Annotated in this window: 16 protein-coding genes and 1 pseudogene; 5 read left to right on the plus strand and 12 right to left on the minus strand. The window is 75.4% G+C overall.

The features are described 5' to 3' along the window. Positions 1–19: 19 nt before the first annotated feature. The 5 genes from ACH4SE_RS22655 to ACH4SE_RS22675 all read right to left on the minus strand — a co-directional run bounded on the left by ACH4SE_RS22655 (position 20) and on the right by ACH4SE_RS22675 (position 6263). Positions 20–1453, minus strand: coding sequence for a phytoene desaturase family protein (locus ACH4SE_RS22655; RefSeq protein ID WP_398545229.1), 1434 nt, complete (start codon positions 1451–1453; stop codon positions 20–22). A gap of 171 nt (positions 1454–1624) precedes the next feature. Continuing rightward, positions 1625–2638 carry a TIGR03842 family LLM class F420-dependent oxidoreductase gene (locus ACH4SE_RS22660; protein WP_398545230.1) on the minus strand — a complete coding sequence of 338 codons (1014 nt, stop codon included), beginning with the start codon at positions 2636–2638 and terminating at the stop codon, positions 1625–1627. Between the two features lie 46 nt (positions 2639–2684). After that, positions 2685–4085: a dihydropyrimidinase gene (gene hydA, locus ACH4SE_RS22665; RefSeq protein ID WP_398545231.1), complete on the minus strand. Its 1401-nt coding sequence runs from the start codon at positions 4083–4085 to the stop codon at positions 2685–2687. Next, positions 4082–5416 carry an aspartate aminotransferase family protein gene (locus ACH4SE_RS22670; protein WP_398545232.1) on the minus strand — a complete coding sequence of 445 codons (1335 nt, stop codon included), beginning with the start codon at positions 5414–5416 and terminating at the stop codon, positions 4082–4084. The genes hydA and ACH4SE_RS22670 overlap by 4 nt, the downstream gene beginning before the upstream one ends. Before the next feature lie 4 nt (positions 5417–5420). Beyond that, entirely contained in the window at positions 5421–6263 is an 843-nt protein-coding gene (locus tag ACH4SE_RS22675; RefSeq protein WP_398545233.1) for a nitrilase-related carbon-nitrogen hydrolase, read from the minus strand. A 455-nt stretch (positions 6264–6718) separates the two neighbouring features. Between ACH4SE_RS22675 and ACH4SE_RS22680 the strand changes: the two genes are divergently transcribed. After that, entirely contained in the window at positions 6719–7399 is a 681-nt protein-coding gene (locus ACH4SE_RS22680; protein ID WP_398545234.1) for a hypothetical protein, read from the plus strand. A 41-nt stretch (positions 7400–7440) separates the two neighbouring features. Beyond that, positions 7441–8217 (plus strand): hypothetical protein, encoded by a 777-nt coding sequence (locus ACH4SE_RS22685; RefSeq protein WP_398545235.1) that lies wholly within the window; start codon positions 7441–7443, stop codon positions 8215–8217. Positions 8218–8697: 480 nt separating this feature from the next. On the opposite strand, the gene ACH4SE_RS22690 is transcribed toward ACH4SE_RS22685, so the two are convergent. Then, entirely contained in the window at positions 8698–9957 is a 1260-nt protein-coding gene (locus tag ACH4SE_RS22690; protein ID WP_398545236.1) for a hypothetical protein, read from the minus strand. 568 nt (positions 9958–10525) lie between these two features. Here ACH4SE_RS22690 and ACH4SE_RS22695 point away from each other — a divergent pair. The 3 genes and pseudogenes from ACH4SE_RS22695 to ACH4SE_RS22705 all read left to right on the plus strand — a co-directional run bounded on the left by ACH4SE_RS22695 (position 10526) and on the right by ACH4SE_RS22705 (position 12145). Continuing rightward, positions 10526–10723 (plus strand): hypothetical protein, encoded by a 198-nt coding sequence (locus ACH4SE_RS22695; RefSeq protein WP_398545237.1) that lies wholly within the window; start codon positions 10526–10528, stop codon positions 10721–10723. Further along, positions 10720–11272 (plus strand): annotated as a pseudogene (locus ACH4SE_RS22700) (isochorismatase family protein). Before ACH4SE_RS22695 ends, ACH4SE_RS22700 begins: the two are co-directional and overlap by 4 nt. 87 nt (positions 11273–11359) lie before the next feature. Then, the gene (locus ACH4SE_RS22705) at positions 11360–12145 is read left to right on the plus strand and encodes a hypothetical protein (protein WP_398545238.1); all 786 of its coding nucleotides are present in this window, start codon (positions 11360–11362) and stop codon (positions 12143–12145) included. Here ACH4SE_RS22705 and ACH4SE_RS22710 read toward each other — a convergent pair. The 6 genes from ACH4SE_RS22710 to ACH4SE_RS22735 all read right to left on the minus strand — a co-directional run bounded on the left by ACH4SE_RS22710 (position 12114) and on the right by ACH4SE_RS22735 (position 18512). Beyond that, a complete protein-coding gene (locus ACH4SE_RS22710) occupies positions 12114–12866 on the minus strand; it encodes a ZIP family metal transporter (protein WP_398545239.1) in 753 nt (250 codons plus the stop codon). The two genes, ACH4SE_RS22705 and ACH4SE_RS22710, sit on opposite strands and share 32 nt — an antisense overlap. 63 nt (positions 12867–12929) lie before the next feature. Then, positions 12930–13913: an SGNH/GDSL hydrolase family protein gene (locus ACH4SE_RS22715; protein WP_398545240.1), complete on the minus strand. Its 984-nt coding sequence runs from the start codon at positions 13911–13913 to the stop codon at positions 12930–12932. A 170-nt stretch (positions 13914–14083) separates the two neighbouring features. Continuing rightward, the gene (locus ACH4SE_RS22720; RefSeq protein WP_398545241.1) at positions 14084–15952 is read right to left on the minus strand and encodes a transketolase; all 1869 of its coding nucleotides are present in this window, start codon (positions 15950–15952) and stop codon (positions 14084–14086) included. 129 nt (positions 15953–16081) lie between these two features. Further along, complete coding sequence (locus ACH4SE_RS22725) at positions 16082–16930, minus strand: amino acid ABC transporter permease (RefSeq protein WP_398545242.1); 849 nt, start codon at positions 16928–16930, stop codon at positions 16082–16084. Beyond that, positions 16927–17571, minus strand: coding sequence for an amino acid ABC transporter permease (locus tag ACH4SE_RS22730; RefSeq protein ID WP_398545243.1), 645 nt, complete (start codon positions 17569–17571; stop codon positions 16927–16929). Before ACH4SE_RS22730 ends, ACH4SE_RS22725 begins: the two co-directional genes overlap by 4 nt. Then, a complete protein-coding gene (locus tag ACH4SE_RS22735; protein WP_398545244.1) occupies positions 17571–18512 on the minus strand; it encodes a glutamate ABC transporter substrate-binding protein in 942 nt (313 codons plus the stop codon). Before ACH4SE_RS22735 ends, ACH4SE_RS22730 begins: the two co-directional genes overlap by 1 nt. Positions 18513–18528 lie beyond the last annotated feature (16 nt).

Raw genomic sequence — 18528 nt, forward strand, 5'->3', positions numbered from 1 at the left:
CGCGCGGCGGCCCTGCGCTTCAGCGCCGGGCCGCCGCGCGGCGCAGGTGCCGCAGCACCGCGCGGGCGGCGTTGTGGCCGCTCATGCCGTGCACCCCCGGCCCCGGCGGGGTCGCGGACGAGCACAGGAAGACGCCCGGACGCGACGTCGCGTACGGGATCGCGGCGAGCCGCGGGCGCAGCACCGTCTGGAGGCCCGAGAAGGCGCCGCACGCGATGTCGCCGCCCACGTAGTTGGCGTTGCGCGCGGCGAGCCCGGCGGGGCCCGTGACGGCGCGCGCGAGCACCAGGTCGCGGAAGCCCGGGGCGAAACGCTCGATCTGCCGCTCGACGGCGTCGGTGGCGTCGCCGTGCCAGCCGTTCGGCACGTGCCCGTAGGCCCAGAAGACGTGCTTGCCCTCGGGCGCCCGCGAGGCGTCGACCACGCTCGGCTGGGTGGTGATCAGGAACGGGGTGCTCGGCGGGCGCCCGGTGACCGCGCGGTTCAGGGCGTCGCCGATCTCGGTGTACGTCGGCCCGACGTGCACGGTGCCGGCCCGCCGCGCCTCGGGGGCGGTCCACGGGACCGGGCCGTCGAGGGCGTAGTCGATCTTGAAGACGGAAGGGCCGTAGCGGTAGCGCCGGTAGGCGTCGCCGAGGGCCGCGATCCGGGCGAGCGCGGTCGGCGAGGTGTCGAAGACGTAGGCGCGGGCGGGCGGCAGCTCGTCGAGCTTGCGGACCGTCACGCCGGTGCGGATCACCCCGCCCAGCTCGGTCAGGTACCCCGCGAGCGCGTCGGAGATCGCCTGCGAGCCGCCCCGTGCGACGGGCCAGCCGCGCTCGTGCCCGGCGAGCGCGAACATCAGCGCCATCGCCCCCGTGAAGGGCTGGCTGAGCTTCGTGATGGCGTGCCCGGCGAGCCCGGCGAGCATCCCGCGCGCCCGCCGGTCGTGGAAGCGCAGCGCGAGCAGCGACAGCGGCGGGGCGCCCGTGAGCCCGAAGCGCGCGAAACGGTAGGGGTCGCGCGGCATCCCGGACCACTGCGGCCGGAAGAAGTCCGCGGCGATCGACTCCCAGTGGCCGACGTAGGGCGCCATCAGCCTGCGGTACGTGCCGGCGTCGCGGGCGCCGAGCGAGGCGGCCGTCTCCCCGACGCTGCGGGCGAGGACGGCGGCGGTGCCGTCCGGGAAGGGGTGCGCCATCGGCAGCTGCGGGTGCAGCCACTCCAGCCCGTGCCGGGCCAGCGGCAGCGCCTGGAAGGCGGGCGAGCCGACACCGAAGGGGTGGACGGCCGAGCACGGGTCGTGCCGGAAGCCCGGGAGCGTCAGCTCCTCGGTCCTGGCCCCGCCGCCGACGGTGTCCGCGGCCTCGTAGATCTGCACGCTCAGGCCCGCGCGGGCCAGTTCGACGGCGGCGGTCAGCCCGTTGGGGCCCGCCCCGACGACGACCGCGTCCGCGACCACGGCCCGCCTCACGGCGCGACCTCCGCCCGGCCGCGGGCGCCCGCTCCGGCGCCACCGCGGAAGGCGCGCGGGCCGCCCGCCGCCTCCGCCCCACCGGTCACCGCACCGACTCCGTTGCCCATGCGGCCCATCCAACCAGACGGCGGGGCCGCGTGGTTCGGGACCCCGGAGCATGTGGCAGGGTCACGCCATCGCGGGGATGACGTACGCGCCGTAGGCGTCGACGGTGGCCTGCTTGGCGTCGTGCATCGCGTACAGCGCGAAGTGGTCGACGCCCAGCCCGCGCAGCGCCCGCATCCGGGCCACGTGCGCCTCCGGGGGGCCGATGACGCAGAAGCGGTCCACGATCGCGTCCGGGACGAACGCGGTGTCCGGGTTGCCGCTGCGGCCGTGGTGGGCGTAGTCGTAGCCCTGCCGCTGCCGGATGTACGCGGTCAGCTCCCCGGGCACCTCGGCGGAGTGCTCCCCGTAGCGCGCGACCAGGTCGGCGACGTGGTTGCCGACCATGCCGCCGAACCAGCGGCACTGCTCGCGGGCGTGCGCCAGGTCGCCCGGCGCGGCGCCCGCGGTCACGTACGCGGGCGCGGCCACGCACACCGTCACCGACCGCGGGTCGCGCCCGGCGCGCTCCGCCGCGGCGCGCACGGCCCTGACCATCCACGCCGTCAGGTGGACGTCGGCGAGCTGCAGGATGAAGCCGTCCGCCAGCTCCCCCGCCATCGCCAGCGCCTTCGGCCCGTACGCGGCCATCCACACCGGCAGCCGCCCGTCCTCGACCCACGGCAGCCGCAGCACGGTGCCGTCGACGACGGCCTCGCGGCCCTCGGCGAGGTCGCGGATGGCGGTGACGGCGCGGCCGAGCCGGGCGAGCGTGGCGGGCGGGCGGCCGGCCACGCGCATCGCCGAGTCGCCGCGGCCGATGCCGCACACGGTGCGGTTGCCGTACATCGAGTTGAGGGTCGCGAAGGTGGAGGCGGTCACCTCCCAGGCGCGGGTGGCGGGATTGGTGACCATGGTGCCGACGGTCAGCCGCTCGGTGTGCTCCAGGATGCGGCTGTGGATGACGAAGGGCTCCTGCCACAGCACGGCGGAGTCGAACGTCCAGCCGTGGCTGAAGCCCCGGCTCTCGGCGCGCCGCATGAGCGCGACGACGTCGGACGCGGGCGGATCGGTCTGCAGCACGAGGCCGAAGTGCATGGCCGCGCTCCTCGCTGGTCGGGACGGGACCTCCGGGCCGGGCGGCTCACAGGTACTGGCACAGGCCCCGCGGGGTGTACTGGCCGTGCCCGGCGCGGCCCACGTACGTACCGCGGTCGACCACCGGGACGCCGCGCGAGAGCACCGTCTCGACGCGGCCGGTGAGGGTGCGGCCCTCGTAGGCGGAGTAGTCGACGTTCATGTGGTGCGTCCGCGCCGAGAGGGTCTGCCCGGCGTGCGGGTCGTAGACGACGACGTCGGCGTCCGAGCCGGGCGCGAGCGTCCCCTTGCGCGGGTAGAGGCCGAACATCCGGGCGGGCGCGGCGCACGCGACGTCGATCCACCGGCGGCGGCTCAGCCTGCCCTCCACCACGGCCTGGTGCAGCAGGTCCATCCGGTGCTCCACGCCGGGCAGGCCGTTGGGGATGCGCGAGAAGTCGCCGCGGCCCAGCTCCTTCTGCCCCGCGAAGCAGAACGGGCAGTGGTCGGTGGACACCACCTGGAGGTCGTCGGTGCGCAGTCCGCGCCACAGCGCCGCCTGGTGCTCGCGCGGCCGCAGCGGGGTGCTGCACACGTACTTGGCGCCCTCGAAGTCCGGCTCCGCGAGCCGGTCCGCCGACAGGAACAGGTACTGCGGGCAGGTCTCACCGAAGACCGGGAGTCCCAGGTCGCGGGCGGCGGTCAGCTCGGCGAGGGCCTGCTCGGCGGAGACGTGGACGACGTAGAGCGGGGACCCCGCCACCCGGGCGAGCTGGATCGCGCGGTGCGTCGCCTCGGCCTCCAGCAGCGCGTGCCGCACCTCGCCGTGCACGCGCGGTCCGGTCCGTCCCGCCTCCAGCGCCTGCCGGACCAGGACGTCGATGGCGATGCCGTTCTCGGCGTGCACCATCGGCAGCGCGCCGTTGCCCGCGGCCTTCTGGAAGGCGCGCAGGATGCGGCCGTCGTCGCTGTAGAAGACGCCGGGGTAGGCCATGAACAGCTTGAAGCTGGTGACGCCCTCCTCGACGAGGGCGTCCATCTCGCGCAGCGTCCGGTCGTGGACGTCGGCGACGATCATGTGGAAGCCGTAGTCGACCGCGCAGCGCCCGTCCGCCTTCTCGTGCCAGGCGTCCAGGCCCGCGCGCAGCGAACCGCCGACGTCCTGGACCGCGAAGTCCACGATCGTCGTGGTGCCGCCCCACACGGCGGCCCGGGTGCCGGTCTCGAAGGTGTCGGACGCGGTGGTGCCGCCGAAGGGCATCTCCATGTGGGTGTGCGCGTCCACACCTCCGGGGACGACGTAGCGGCCGGTCGCGTCGATCACGGTGTCGGCGGTGAGGGACGCGGCCGCGTCGCTGTCGTGCGCCGCGAGCGCGGCGATCCGGCCCGCGTCGATCAGCACGTCGGCGTGCACCTCCTCCGCGGCGGTGACGACGAGGCCGCCGCGGATCAGGGTGCGTGCCGTCATACCCCGGCCCCTTGCGCGTACTCCTGCCGGGCCGCGGCCAGCGCCGCCTCCAGGGCGTCCGCGCCCTCCTCGGCCTCGGCGACGGTCAGTGACAGGGGCGGGGCGATCCGCAGCACGTTGCCCGCCCTGCCCCCCTTGCCGACCAGCAGCCCGTTCTCCCGCGCGGCCTCCAGGACCAGCTCCGCCGCCCGCGCCGAGGGGCGGTCGGTACCCGGCACGACCAGCTCGACGCCGAGCATCAGGCCGCGGCCGCGCACCTCGCGCACCACGTCCAGCCGCGCGGCGGCCGCCTCGATCCGGGCCCGCAGCAGGCCGCCGACCCGGCGGGCGTTGCCCTGGAGGTCGTGGCCGACCAGGTACTCCAGATTGGCGAGCGCCGCCGCGGCGGTCACCGGGCTGCCGCCGAAGGTCGAGATGGAGTTGGCGGCCAGGCAGTTCATGACCTCGGCGCGGGCCACGACGCCGCCCATCGACATGCCGTTGCCGACGCCCTTGGCGAAGGTCAGGACGTCGGGCGGCCCGGCCGCCGCGTGCGCCTGCCAGCCCCAGAAGTGGTCGCCGGTACGTCCCCAGCCGGTCTGCACCTCGTCGGTGATCCACAGGATGCCGTGCTTGTCGAGCACCTGCCTGAAGGCGGCCAGCAGCCCGTCCGGCGGCATCGTGAACCCGCCGACGCCCTGCACCGGTTCGGCGATGAGCGCGGCCACCCGGCCGCCCGCCTGCCCGAGCACGTCCTCCAGGTCCGCGACGCACGCCGTCACGAACTCCGCGTCCGTCAGGTGCGCGTACGGGCCCCGGGTGCGCACCCCTCCGTGCACGTACAGCGTCTGGAGCGGGGACAGGCTCGTCGGCGACCAGGCCGAGTTGCCGGTCACGCCGACCGCGCTGAAGGAGCGGCCGTGGTAGCTGTTGCGCAGCGCCAGCACCTGGTTGGAGCCGCGGTGGGCGGTGGCCAGCAGCAGCGCCGTGTCGTTGGCCTCGGTGCCGGAGGTGGTGAAGAAGACGCGGGCGTCGGGGATGCCGGACAGCCGCGCGATCCGCTCCGCCAGCTCCACGGCCTGGCTGCTCAGGTAGAGCGTGGAGGAATGCAGCAGCCGCCCTGCCTGCGCGGCGACCGCCGCGGTGACCTCGGGCAGCGCGTGCGCGGTCATGGTGGTGAGGATGCCGCCGAAGAAGTCCAGGTAGCGGTTGCCCTCGGCGTCCCACACATGGCGGCCCTCACCGTGTGTCAGCTCGATCGGCCGGGCGTAGTACGTGGCCAGCCAGTCGGGCAGCACCGCGCGGTGCCGGGCGTGCAGGGCCTCGTGCGTGCCTGCGGTCGCGGTGGCCACCCCGTCACGCCCCCGTCAGGATGCCGTACGCGTCCGGGCGCCGGTCGCGGTAGAAGGCCCACTCTCTGCGGACCTCTTCGAGCACGCCGAAGTCCAGGTCCCGGACGAGGAGTTCCTCGTCCGTCGCGGACGCCGGCCCGCCCACCAGGCGGCCGCGCGGGTCGACGAAGTAGCTGGTGCCGTAGAAGTCGTCGTCGCCGTACTCCTCGCGGCCCACGCGGTTGATCGCCGCCACGAAGTACTCGTTGGCCACCGCCGCGGCGGGCTGCTCCAGCCGCCATAGGTACGCCGACAGGCCGCGGCTGGTGGCGCTCGGGTTGAACACCAGCCGGGCCCCCGCCAGCCCCAGCGCCCGCCAGCCCTCGGGGAAGTGCCGGTCGTAGCAGATGTAGACGCCGATCCGGCCGACGGCCGTGTCGAAGACCGGCCAGCCCAGATCGCCCGGCCGGAAGTAGAACTTCTCCCAGAAGCCGGGCAGTTGCGGCAGGTGGTGCTTGCGGTACTTGCCCAGGTAGCTGCCGTCCGCGTCGATCACCGCGGCGGTGTTGTAGTACAGGCCGGGCCGCTCGATCTCGAAGACCGGCACGACGATCACCAGGCCCGTCTCGCGGGCGAGGTCCTGCATCCGCCGGACGGTGGGCCCGTCCGGCACCGGTTCCGCCCAGCGGTGGTGCGCGGGATCCTGCACCTGGCAGAAGTAGGGGGCGTTGAACAGCTCCTGGAAGCCGATGACCTGGGCGCCCTGCTCGGCGGCGCTGCGGGCGTGCGCCTCGTGCTTGGCGATCATCGAGTCGGTGTCGCCGGTCCAGGCCGCCTGGACCAGTGCGGCGCGTACGACGTTGCTCATGCGGCTGGTGCCCCCTCTGGCGCGGCGTCACGTCGCCCCACTGTGGCGCGCGCGGTGCGCCCGCGCGCGGGAGTACCCGCTGTGTCGCCGAGGGCTGACCCGTACGGCCCACTCGCCGTGGGGCGCTGCACGCCGGACCCCGCCCTCCCGCGGCCGCGGCGGCTCGCCCTTCGCCCCGCGGGCCCCCGTGGGGCGGGGCCACCCCGCCGCGGGCGGCCGGGCGCGGCACCCGGGTGGCGCTCGGAGCCGGACGCGCAGTTCCCCGCGCCCCTGACCCCCCGGGGAGGCGGCAGCGGACGTGGCCGGATGGTGACGGTCGTGTTCGAGGGCCCGGGCTCTCGGTGGCCGCAACCGGTGGGCGGGGTGTTCGAACCGCGCCTGACGGGCTGGTCGATTCACGCCAGACTCCGGCAATCCCCTGACCTGACCGCATATCAGCTTTTACCGTGATGTTCGTGAAAGCTGCACGCCGCCCGCGGTGGCCGCTCGCCGCGGGCGCCGCGGCCGCACTCCTGCTGGCCGCAGGCCCCTCCGCGGCGTCCGCACCCGCTCCCTCGCCCGCGCACGGGCCTCTCGGGGTCACCGTGGTCGTGTGCGGCCGTGACGGGCGGCTCCAGGTCGTCGTCCGGGTGGGCGGGATCCTGCTGCCGATCGGGCGGGTGACCGTACGGGTGGGCGGCCCGTGCGGCCCCCGCCCGGGTGCCCCGCCGACCGTCCCCCCTCCGCCGCCGCCCACCTCTCCGGCGACACCCGCTCCCCCTCCACCCGCGACGGTCTCCCCGGCACCGTCCGCGCCACCGCCCGCCGCGCCGCCTGACTCTCCGCCCGCCGGGCCGTCCGCCGCGCCGCCCGAACCGACCGCCCAGGCCCCGCGGCCCGCCGCGTACACGCCCGGGGCGGTCCGGGGAAAGCCGCAGCCGTCCGCCGGTCACGGCCCCGGCCCCGGCCGCGCACCCCGCGCGGCCGCGTCGCCGTCCGCCACGGACGTTCTCGCCCTCCCGCCGCCGGGCGGTGCCCCGTACCGGCGCGCCGAGGACGACGGCACCGCCCGATGGTGGCTGCTCACGACGGTGGCCGTACTGCTGCCGGCCGTCCTCGCGGCCGTCCCCTACCGCACGTTCCGGCGGCGGCGCTGACCCCCGGACCCGCCCCTCCCCGTCGCACCCCTGGGAACGCCATGCCGCACTACCTCCTCTTCGTCCTCTCCGCGCTCGGCGGCGCCGTCTTCGCCCTCACCACGGGCTGGCTGCTCGGACGCCGCCGGGTGCCCGCCCCCGAAGGCGACTCCGGCAACGGCCTGTCCCTGGTCGGGGCGGTGCTGCTCAGCTCGTTCATCCTGCTGACGGGTTTCCAGGTCGCGGGCAGCTGGTCCGCGCTGGGCAACGCGCGCTCCGGTACGTACGACGAGGCGCGGGCCCTCACCGACACGTACTGGGCCGCGGGCGGGCTCGCCCCCGCCGACCGCGACGCGGTACGCGGGCTGCTGCGGACGTACACCGGGGACGTCCGCGACATCGAGTACCCGCAGCTCGCCCGCGGACGGACCAGCCCCGCGACCTGGGAGGCGCTCGACCAGGTGCGGGCGGCTGTCCGCAGCGCCACCGCGGCGCGGCCGGAGGAGCAGGCCGCGAAGACCGCGGCGCAGGCGTCCTTGGCGACGGTGTACGAGACCAGGTCCGACCGCGCCGCCGCGGTCACCGCGGGGATCCCGCGGGTGGTGTGGGTGGCGATGGTCGTCTCCGGGGCCTTCCTGCTCACCTTCCCGGCGGTGCTCGGGCTCACGGCCGCGCCGCGCCACCTCGTGGCGGTGGGGTTCGCCGGGGCGGCGGTGGCCTTCGCGATCGTGCTCGCCGCGCAGCTCAACCAGCCCTTCCGCCAGCCCTTCGGCGTAGGCGGCGCCGCATTCCGCTCCGCGGAGGCGCGCTTCACGCAACTCGACACCAGCCGTCCTTGAGGCAGGGCCCCAAGGACGGGGCCTTTCGCCGCCGCGGCCCGGCGTTGGGCCTCCCCGCACCCCGGCGGGGCTCGCCGGGCCAGGCGGGGGCTCCCCGCGGCCCCACGGGCTGCCGCTTCTCTGCTGCCGGAACCCTCCGCAGACCCCGCCTACGCGCGCAGTCCCCCGCGCCCCCGCCAGGCACCCCACCACGCCAGGCGTCCACCCCCACCGGAGCCGAGGCACCCCACCGGGTGCCACCTCCCCGCCACCGGAACCCTCCGCAGACCCCGCCTACGCGCACAGTCCCCCGCACCCCCGCCAGGCACCCCACCACGCCAGGCGTCCACCCCCACCGGAGCCGAGACACCCACCGGCTGCCACCTCCCCGCCACCGGAACCCTCCGCAGACCCCGCCTACGCGCACAGTCCCCCGCACCCCCGCCAGGCACCCCACCCCACCCGGCGCTCCCCCACCGGAGCCGAGGCGCCCGGGGGGGCTCAGCCGCGGAGGAGGGCGGCGGCGAGGTCGCGGCGGCAGGGTGGGGCGACGCGGGCGGCCGCGGCGAGGAGGAGGGCGGTCAGGGCGGGGCGGGCGCGCGCGATGTCCGCGGCGGCGTCCGCGGGACGGGCGCGGGCGACCGTTTCGAGGAGTTCCGCGGCCTCCCCGGTGTGCCCGGCGGAGTGCAGGAGGTCGGCGACCACCGCGACCTCCGCCGGGGGCCGGGCGGCGGTCTGGTGCAGCAGCGTACGGGCGTGCTCGTCCCGCCGGTCCGCGGCGAGCGCGGCCGCGGCCGCGGCGACCCCGGCGGGTGGCAGGGCCGCGACCTCCCACAGCAGGGTCCCGGCGTCGGCGGTGAGCCCGGTGCGTTCCAGGGCCCGGACGACGTACGGGATGCGTTCGGCGGGCCCCTGCGCGGCGGCGCTGAGGGCGAGGTAGGCCGCCCCGCTGTCGCCTGCGGCCCGCAGTTGCAGGAGCCGGGCGGCCTCGGCGCGGGCCTCCGCCGTCCACCGCGGGTCGGGCGCGGGCGGCCCGGGCCGTACGGCCTCCTCCGGCGCGCCGGCGAAGCGGGCGCCCCGCGGCGCCGCGGCACCCGCGAACCGCGCACCCCGCGGTTCCGCGGAGGGGCCCCCACCCCCTTCCGCCGCGGCTCCCGCGAACCGCGCACCCCGCAGCGGCGGAACGGGCTTGCCCGCGGCCTGCTGCACGGGTGCGGCGGCCGCCGCACCGTACGCCCCGGCGTACCGCGCGCCCTGCGGCCGCCGGGCGGGCTCGGGCGCTTGCGCAGGGGGGAGCACCGCGTCCAGCCGGTCCCGCAGTGCGGCCCGGCGGCCGGCGGCGCGTTCCAGGTCGTCCTGGGCCCAGACCAGGAAGTTCGCGCGGGAGGCGCTCGGCCGGCGCGCGTGGGCGCGGGCCGCGTCCCGGGCGCGGGCGGCGGCCGCCTCGTGCGCGTGCTGCGCGGCGGCGAGGCGGGCGTGGAGCCGGGCGCCGGCGCCGGGGCGGGCGTCCTCCGCCGCGACGGCGGCGCCGTGCAGGACGTGCACCCTCCCGACGTCCGCCGGCCCGGCGTCGGAGGCACCGGCGTTGCGGGCGAGGTCGCGCAGGACCGTGCGGACGACGTCCCAGGGCGGCACCTCGTGCCCGGTCTCGTGCGCGCGGGCGGCGTCCGGGTCGCGCCGGGCGTACTCCGCGTACCATCCGGGCCGGTCGCCCAGCGCGTGGATCATGGAGCGGAAGCAGTGCAGGAATTCCGGTGTCAACAGCTCCTCCGTCGGCCGCCGCCAGGCAATCGGGCGCAGTGGGACGCGCCCGGGCACCCGCGTCTGCCGCGCGCCGGACACGACAGGGCATTGCACACCCGTCGCGTTACGGCGCTGCTACGTAGCGTTTTCGCCCGGTGACCGATCGTCCGGCGGCCCGTCCCGCCGGTCCGCCACCGGGTGCCGCGGCCCCGCCGACGGCCGGTCCCGCCCCGCTGTCCCCTCCGGACGGGCACCGCGCGGCGAGGCGCCGCCGGGCAGCCGGCTCCCCGCACTCGACAGGCAACGTGCACGTTTGCCCGTCCCGCTCCTCCCGCGACCGCGTGAGCAGCACGAACCCCGGGACCGCGGATGAGCTGGCCACCGTCGTCGCACGGCTGGGGCGGCGGCTGCGCGCGGCTTCCGCGGAGGCCGAGCTGAGGGGGGCGGCCGGCCCGGGAGGGGCCGGCGACGACCGCCGGGCCGGCGCGCGGCGAGCCGGCCGGGCCGCAGTCCGTGCGGATGACGCTCGCGGCCCTGGAGGAACGCGGGCTCGTCGCGCGCGTCGCATCCCACCGACGGCCGGCAGGTGGTCTTCTCGCTGACCGCGAGTGGCAGCGGCCTGCTCGGGCCGGGCCGCGCGGCCCGGCGCGGGTGGCTGGCGGAGGCGATCGACGGCCGGCTCACCCCGGAGGAGCGCCGCACGCCCGCGGCGGCGCTCCCGCTGCTCCACCGCCTGGCGGAGACCCCGCACGACAGCAACCCCTCAGGGGATGCCCCGCGATGACCGCGACCACTCTCGACCGCCGTACTGCCCTGGTCGTCATCGACCTGCAGAGCGGCATCGCCGCTGCCGACCGCGCACCCGGCGGAGGGCGTCGCCGCCCGCAGCGCGCGGCCGGCGGCCGGTGTCCGGAAGGCCGGGCTGCCGCTCGTGCCGGGTGAACGTCACGGGCGTGGCACCCGGCCGCACCGACGGGGGCCACCGCCGCGTCCTTCCCGGCGGCGTGGACGGAGCCGGTGCCCGAGCTGGACCGGCAGCCGGAGGACGTCACCGTCTCCTAGCGCCAGTGGGGCGCCTTCCACGGCACCGGCCTGGACAGGGGGCTGCGCCGCCGCGGCGTGACGCAGATCGTGCTGTGCGGCATGTCCACCAGCATCGGCGTGGAGTTCACCGCACGGGACGCATACGAGCACGGCTGCCACGTTCACGGTGGCCACCGACGCGGTCACCGGCACCGGCCTCGCGGCGCACGAGCGCGCCGCCGGGACGCTCTTCCCGCGGCTGGGCGAGACGGGCACGGCGGACGAGATCCTGGCGCTGCCGCCCGCCTGACCCCCGCTGTGCCCCCGGCGGGGCCGCGGGCAGGGCCCGGTCCGGCCCGTAGTCGGCACCACTCGAACAACGCTACGATGCCCCGCCATGAGCGACGACCTCCGGAATCTCGTCCTGGGCCTGCTCGCCGCCGCCGTGTGCGTGGCGGCCGGCTGGTTCGCCCGCAGCTACCTGTGGAAGCGCAGGCTGCGGCGCAAGCAGCGGTTCTTCGGGTTGCCGACGGATTCCGAGTGCCTGCTGGTGGTGCCGAGGGACCCGGGTTCGCGGGGCTGGAGCCTGGCCCGGCACGACGCCTTCGCCCTGCTGGAGCTGGCCGCGGTGATCCAGGAGTGCGGGGCGCACACGGAGGTGCTGGCGCACGACACGTCCTGGCAGGGCTTCGGTGCGCGCACCGAGTTCTGCGTCGGCGGCCCGGTGGAGAACTCCCGGCTGGCCGCCCATCTGCGTTCCATGCTGCCGGGCGTGGAGGTCAACACCGATCCCGCGCCCGGCCCGCTGCAGGGCGCGATCACCATCGGCGGCAGCGCGTACGAGATGGAGAAGGGCTCGGTCGAGTACGTGCTCCTGGCGCGGCTCGCGGCGGCCGGCGACACCGGCAACGACCGTCCGGTCTTCCTCTTCTCGGGCCAGCGCGGCATCGCCACCCAGGCGGCGGCGCGCTACCTGGCCCGGCACCACGTGCGGCTGGCGCGCAAGCACGGGGTGGACGGAACGTTCTGCCTGCTGCTCAAGGTGGTGAACTCCCAGTCCTACGGCTCGGACGTCGTGGAGCTGGTGGCGGACGTGACCAAGCAGGCCACGGCGACCTCCCGGTCCGCGGCGCGCGCGGCGGCCAAGAAGCTCAGTCAGCGAGACCAATCACCAGCCACATGATGCCGGTCCCGGCGACCGTGCACAGCAGCGTGGAGCTGGAGGGGTGCGGGCTGTGCGCCTCGGGCAGGATGTCCGAGGTCGCCAGGTAGAGCAGGAAGCCGGCGAAGAAGCCCAGGTAGAGGCCGAGCGCCCCGGAGGGGATGGTGAAGGCCAGCGTCACCGCGGCGCCGGCCACGGGGGCGAGCGCGTCCGCGCCGAGCAGCAGCTGCGCACGCCGCTGCCCGTTCCCGTACATGCGGGTGATCGTGTAGGTGTTGAAGCCGTCCGCGAAGTCGTGCGCGACGACGGCGATGGCCACGACGATGCCGACGGTGCTGCCGGCCTGGAAGGCGGCGCCGATCGCGAAGCCGTCCATGACGCTGTGGCCGACCAGTGCCGCGGCCGCGGTGATCCCGATGCCCTTGACGGGGTCGTGGGCGTGCCCGTGGCCGTGCGCGTGCGGGGCGTATTCGCCCTCGTGGGCGCGGTGGATGGCGACCGCGCGCTCGATGACGTGCAGCGCGAGGAACCCGGCGACGAACATCAGCAGCGCCGACGGCACGCCGAGGACGACCCTCGGCTGGGTCTCCAGCGCCTCGGGCAGCAGATCGAAACCGACGACACCGAGCATCAGTCCGGCGGCGAGCCCGAGGACGAGGTGGCGGCGGTCTCCGATGCGGTGGGCGACGACTCCGCCGACGAGTGTCATGGCGAAGGCGCACGCGGCTATCAGGACCGGCATGGGTCGATGATCCATGACGCCGCGCGCGCCCGCGACTCAGGGTCGCCTAACCCGCGGACCAGGTCAGCGGCGGTGCCCGTGGCCGTTCAGGGTGCCGGTCAGCGCGGCGGCCATCGCCTGCTCGCCGGCCGCGTTGGGGTGCGCGGGGGCGGCGGGCGGGGCGGGGGTGAGCGGCTCGATCCAGCGGTCGGCGGGTGCCTGGCACATGTCGTGGCCGACGGTCGGTCCGTAGGTGTCGGTGTACGAGGCGCCGCCGAGCAGCGCCTCGGCCCGGAGCATGGTGTTGAGCTCCTTCTCGGTGGAGCGCAGGTAGGGGACGTCGCCGGCGGCGAAGGGCACCGCGGGGAAGCAGCCGGGGCCCTGGTCGGGCAGCAGGTCGGGGTAGCCGACCACGACGACCCGGGCGTGCGGGGCCTGCCGGTGGACGGCGCGCAGCACCTTGGCGATCTCGGGGGCGGTCCGCAAAACGTTGAGGGCGAGCTGGTCGGTGCCGCCCGCGGTGTAGTGGTCCTTGCAGGGGCTGCCGGCCGGGGCGGTGACGCTCAGGCCCGCGCAGGTGGCGATGATCGAGCCGAAGCCGACGTCGTTGCCGCCGATCTGCAGCGTGACCAGGTCGGTGTCCCGGGTGACGGCGGTGAGCTGGGCCGGGTTGGTGCCCTGGGCCTGCCACATCTGGACGGTGGTGGCGCCGCCGCAGCTGACGTCGGTGAAGCCGCGGTAGTGCTGGGCGGCGGCGACGAGGGAGGGGTAGTTGCGGTCGGAGCGCACACAGTTCGCGTCGACCTGCGCGGGCACGCCGGGGGCCGAGGTGTAGGAGTCGCCGAGCGCGACGTAGTCGACGGCGGGCGCCGCGTGGGCGGGCGGCCTGCCGTGGTGGCCGCCGTGCGCGGCGGCGGGGCTGACGGCCGCGGCGGTGAGGGCGAGCGCCCCGCCGACGGCCGCGGCGCCGAGGGCCGCCGCCCGCCGCCCGGAGCGCGCGGGACGCCCGGGGGACGCCTCCCCCGCCGTGTGCGCGCTGCCTGTGCCCGTACCGGATATCGCCGCCATGCGGCCCCTCCCCTGCGTCGACGCTGACGTCGAGCAAGGTTTCAGCCGCGCGTGGTGCGCTGTCAATGGGCGTGACGCCATTGGGCCACGCGGGCGTCACCGGGGACGGGAGGGCATGGCGCGGTCCCGGGCCGTCGCACGCCCCGACGGCCCGGGACCGGAGGTCGGGCTCAGGTCGCGACGAGCTTGCGGGCCGCGGCGGCGATGGAGGAGGCGTGGATGCCCGCGGCGTCGAGCTGCTCGTCGGGCGACGCCGAGCCCGGCATGGTGAAGACGGCGAGCCGGGTGTGCCGGGGAGCGGGGAAGCCGTTGCCGAAGGACTCCATGACGGCGTCCGCGAGCCCGCCTTCGGGGTGGTGGTCCTCGGCGATGACGAAGCGCCCGGTGGCCTCGGCGGCGGCGCGCAGCGCCTGGGTGTCGACCGGCTTGATCGAGTAGAGGTCCAGCACCCGGGCCCGGATGCCGTCCGCGACGAGCTGGTCGGCGGCGGCCAGCGCCTCGTGGACGGTGACGCCCGCACCGATCAGGGTGACCTGGTCGTCGGGGTGGGAGCGCAGCACCTTGCTGCCGCCGACCGGGAAGGCGTCGTTCGGCCCGTAGATGACCGGGGTGTCGCCGCGGGTGGCGCGCAGGTAGCTGATGCCGGGGCGGTCGGCCATCGCCGTCATGAGCTGCACGGTCTGGTTGGCGTCGCAGGGGTAGAGCACGGTGCTGCCGTGCAGCGACCGCATCATGGCCAGGTCCTCCAGCGCCATCTGGGAGGGGCCGTCCTCGCCGATCGCGACGCCCGCGTGGGTGCCGACGACGTTGATCCGGGAGCGGCTGACGGCGGCCATCCGCAGGAAGTCGTGGGCGCGGGTGAGGAAGGCGGCGAAGGTGGCGGCGAAGGGCGTCCAGCCGCACACCCCGAAGCCGACCGCGGAGCCGATGAGCTGCTGCTCGGCGATGTAGCACTCGAAGTAGCGCTCGGGGTGGCCGTCGGCGAAGAGCTGGGCCTTGGTGGAGTCGCCGACCTCGCCGTCCAGCACCACGATGTCGTCGTGCAGGGAGCCGAGCGCGGCCAGCGTCTCGCCGAAGGCGGTGCGGGTGGCGACGGGCGAGCCGCCGGTGGGGTAGCGCGGCAGCGCGGTGTGCGGGTCGCCGCCGCCGCGCTCGGGCGGGGCGGCGTCCGGCGGGGGCTGGACCTCGACCCGCAGGTCGCGGCGGCCGCCCAGTTCGCGGACGGCCTCGTCGGCGTCGGCGACCGGCTTGCCGTGCTTGCCCTCCTGGTTCTCGACGGCGGCCACTCCGCGGCCCTTGCGGGTGCGGGCGATGATCGCGGTGGGGGCGCCCCGGGTGCCGCGGGCCTCGGTCATGGCGTGGTCGATGGCCGCGATGTCGTGGCCGTCGATCTCGACGGTGTGCCAGCCGAAGGCGCGGATCCGCCGGGCGTAGGCGTCGAGGTCCCAGCCGTGCCGGGTGGGGCCGCGCTGGCCGAGCCGGTTGACGTCGACGATCAGGGTGAGGTTGTCCAGTCCCTCCATGCCGGCGGCCTCCATGGCCTCCCACACCGAGCCCTCGGCCATCTCGCTGTCCCCGCACAGCACCCAGGTGCGGTAGGGCAGCTTGCCGAGGCGGGCGCCCGCGAGCGCGATGCCGACGCCGATGGGCAGGCCCTGGCCGAGCGAGCCCGTGGCCACGTCGACCCAGGGCAGCCGGGGGGTGGGATGGCCCTCCATACGGCTGCCGCGCTTGCGGAAGGTCAGCAGCTCCTCGTCGGTGATGGCGCCGGCCGCCTTGTAGGCGGAGTACAGCAGCGGGGAGGCGTGGCCCTTGGAGAGGATCAGGTGGTCGTTCGCGGGGCGGTCCGGCTCGGCGAAGTCGTAGTGCAGGTGCCGGGCGAGCAGCACGGCCATGAGGTCGGCGGCCGACATCGAGGAGGTGGGGTGCCCGGACCCGGCGGCCGCGGCGGCCCTGACCGAGTCGACGCGCAGCTGCTGCCCCAGTTCTGCGAGGTCGGTGTCGCTCGTGACCGGGGTGTGGGTGATGGTGTCGTTCATGGCGCCGTCGTCCTCCTCGCGGGGTCGGTCCGTCCCTGGGGGGCGGCTGCCCGGGACAGGCCGGGGCAAACCGGGAATGCGCACCGTGCGGCGGCGGCGACCGTGCGTGAGTGCCGCGGCCGGGTGCGCTCAGATCTCCCGCGGCGGCTCGGTCCGGACGGGGACGGCCCCGGCCTTGGGGCTGCGCCGCTCGTGCCGGGCGAGCCGGTTGGCACACCACGACAGCAGCATGCACATGCCGATGTAAAGGGGTGCGATCACCATCACGACGGGGATGAACGGCAGGTCGTAGTCGAGGTTGGTGGCGATGAGCTTCCCGGAGTAGAGGAACTCCTGGTAGGTGATCAGGTAGCCCAGCGAGGTGTCCTTGAGGGCCACCACGAGCTGGCTGACGATCGCCGGGAGCATCGCGCGGGCCGCCTGCGGCACGAGCACGTACGTCATGACCTGTGTCTTGCGCATGCCCAGCGCGTAGGCCGCCTCGCGCTGGCCGCGCGGGACGGCGTTGACACCGGAGCGGAAGACCTCGGCGAGCACCGAGCCGTTGTAGAGGGTCAGGCCGGTGATCAGCGCCGTCATCGGGTCGAACCGCAGCGCGATGAAGATGAAGAAGATCATCACCAGCAGCGGCATGGCCCGGAAGAACTCCACCACCAGCGCGCTCACCCAGCGCACCGGCCGGTGGTCGGACAGCCGCCCGGCCGCGAAGACCACCCCGAAGACGAGTGAGGCCAGCGCCGCCCAGCCGAAGGCCTTGAGGGTGTTCTTCAGGCCCGTGAGCAGCAGCCGCTGGATGCCCTCGTACGTGAACGGCCGCCACTTCACCGCGGAGAACTGCCCGGTGTCGACCAGCTTCCAGACGACGAAGGCGGCGAGCACGGCCAGCAGCGCGCTGGTGGCCCAGGCGTAGACCCGGTGCCGGGCGAGCGCACGCGGCCCGGGGATGTCGTAGAGGGCACTGCCTTCGGCCGGTGTCATCGCGACACCCCGAACTTCCGCTCCAGCAGGCCGAACAGGCCCGCGATCGCGAGCGTCACGACGAGGTAGCCTGCCGCGATCCACACGAAGGTCCACACGATGCCGTAGCCCAGTTCGTTGAGCGGTTTGTAGGTGCCGAGCAGCTCGGTGACGGAGAAGGACCCGGCGATCGCGGAGTTCTTGGCCAGCGCGATCAGGGTGGAGCCGATCGGCGAGATGACCGCGCGGGCCGCCTGCGGCAGCACCACCAGGGCGAGCGTCTGCGTGAAGGTCATGCCGAGACTGCGGGCCGCCTCGCCCTGGCCGAGCGGCACGGTGTTGATCCCGGACCGCACCGCCTCGCAGATGAAGGCCGAGGTGTACGCGCCGAGCGCGAGGACGGCGAAGACCTGGAAGGGCAGCACCACCCCGAACCGCGGCAGGCCCAGCAGCACGGCGAAGAACAGCAGTGTCAGCGGCGTGTTGCGCAGCACGGTGACCCACACCGTGCCGAACACCCGCAGCGCCTTGACCGGCGAGACGCGGAAGCCCGCGACGAGCACCCCCACCGCGAGCGACAGGGCTCCCGCGAGCAGCGTGAGCTGCACGGTGCCCCACAGGCCCCTGCCGTAGAGGGAGAAGTTGTCGGTCAGGACGTTCATCAGCCGCTCCCCGGGTAGCGGTCCACCGGCGGCGGCTTCGGCGCGGGCACCCCGGACAGGCCGAGCGTGGCGTCGTAGGCGCGCTTCCAGTCGCCGTTGCGTTCGTGCGCCACGATCGCGTCGTCCAGCGCGAGGCGCAGCGCGGTGTCCGACCTGCTCACGCCGATCCCGTAGGGCTCCTTCGAGAAGGGCCTGCCGACGACCTTCATCTCCCCGGGCGCCTTCGCCGCGTAGCCGACGAGGATCGCGTCGTCGGTGGTCACGGCGTCGACCTGGAAGGTGAGCAGGTTGTCCACGCACACCGAGTAGGTGTCGTACGTGACCGGTGTGGCGTCCGGGTAGTCGGACGCGATGCGCTGGATGGAGCTGGAACCGGCCGCGGAGCAGACCTTCTTGCCCTTCAGGTCCTGCGGGCCGTGGATCGTGTCCTCGTCGGTGCGCACCAGCAGGCTCTGCCCGGCCAGGTAGTAGGGCCCGGCGAAGCCCACCTGCCGTTTGCGCAGCGCGTTGATGGTGTAGGTGCCCACGTAGTAGTCGATCTGGCCGTTGCTCAGCGAGGTCTCCCGGTTCGCGGACGCGATGGCCTTGAAGGTGATGCGGTTCGCCGGGAAGCCGAGGGACGCGGCCGTCATCCTGGCGATCTCGATGTCGAAACCCGAGTAGACGCCGGTGGCGGGGTCCTTCTCGCCCAGGTAGGGCTGGTCGTCCTTGACGCCGATGACGAGGCGGCCGCGGCTGTGGGCCCGCTTCCAGGTGGGCGAGGCGGGCAGCGAGAAGGAGCTGTCGACGTGGTAGGCGGGCAGGTCGGCGGCCTTGGGGCCCTTGACGGGCGGGCTGCCGGAACGGCCGCAGCCGGCCGCCGGTGCGAGCGCGGCGAGCGTGAGGAGCACCAGCAGCAGCGGGGCGGCGGCCCCGGGGGTGCGGCGCGGCGTGGCGGTCACGTGAGAGGGGTTCCCG

It is taken from the genome of Streptomyces sp. NPDC020983 (assembly GCF_044333485.1).
In the GTDB taxonomy this organism is placed as follows: domain Bacteria; phylum Actinomycetota; class Actinomycetes; order Streptomycetales; family Streptomycetaceae; genus Actinacidiphila.

What these genes read in the sequence shown, in the direction of transcription:
- ACH4SE_RS22685 (WP_398545235.1), top strand. Translation starts at nt 7,441, where the DNA reads ATGCCGCACTACCTCCTCTTCGTCCTCTCCGCGCTCGGCGGCGCCGTC.
- hydA (WP_398545231.1), bottom strand. Translation starts at nt 4,085, where the DNA reads ATGACGGCACGCACCCTGATCCGCGGCGGCCTCGTCGTCACCGCCGCG.
- ACH4SE_RS22675 (WP_398545233.1), bottom strand. Translation starts at nt 6,263, where the DNA reads ATGAGCAACGTCGTACGCGCCGCACTGGTCCAGGCGGCCTGGACCGGC.
- ACH4SE_RS22715 (WP_398545240.1), bottom strand. Translation starts at nt 13,913, where the DNA reads ATGGCGGCGATATCCGGTACGGGCACAGGCAGCGCGCACACGGCGGGG.
- ACH4SE_RS22730 (WP_398545243.1), bottom strand. Translation starts at nt 17,571, where the DNA reads ATGAACGTCCTGACCGACAACTTCTCCCTCTACGGCAGGGGCCTGTGG.
- ACH4SE_RS22660 (WP_398545230.1), bottom strand. Translation starts at nt 2,638, where the DNA reads ATGCACTTCGGCCTCGTGCTGCAGACCGATCCGCCCGCGTCCGACGTC.
- ACH4SE_RS22720 (WP_398545241.1), bottom strand. Translation starts at nt 15,952, where the DNA reads ATGAACGACACCATCACCCACACCCCGGTCACGAGCGACACCGACCTC.
- ACH4SE_RS22705 (WP_398545238.1), top strand. Translation starts at nt 11,360, where the DNA reads ATGAGCGACGACCTCCGGAATCTCGTCCTGGGCCTGCTCGCCGCCGCC.
- ACH4SE_RS22710 (WP_398545239.1), bottom strand. Translation starts at nt 12,866, where the DNA reads ATGCCGGTCCTGATAGCCGCGTGCGCCTTCGCCATGACACTCGTCGGC.
- ACH4SE_RS22725 (WP_398545242.1), bottom strand. Translation starts at nt 16,930, where the DNA reads ATGACACCGGCCGAAGGCAGTGCCCTCTACGACATCCCCGGGCCGCGT.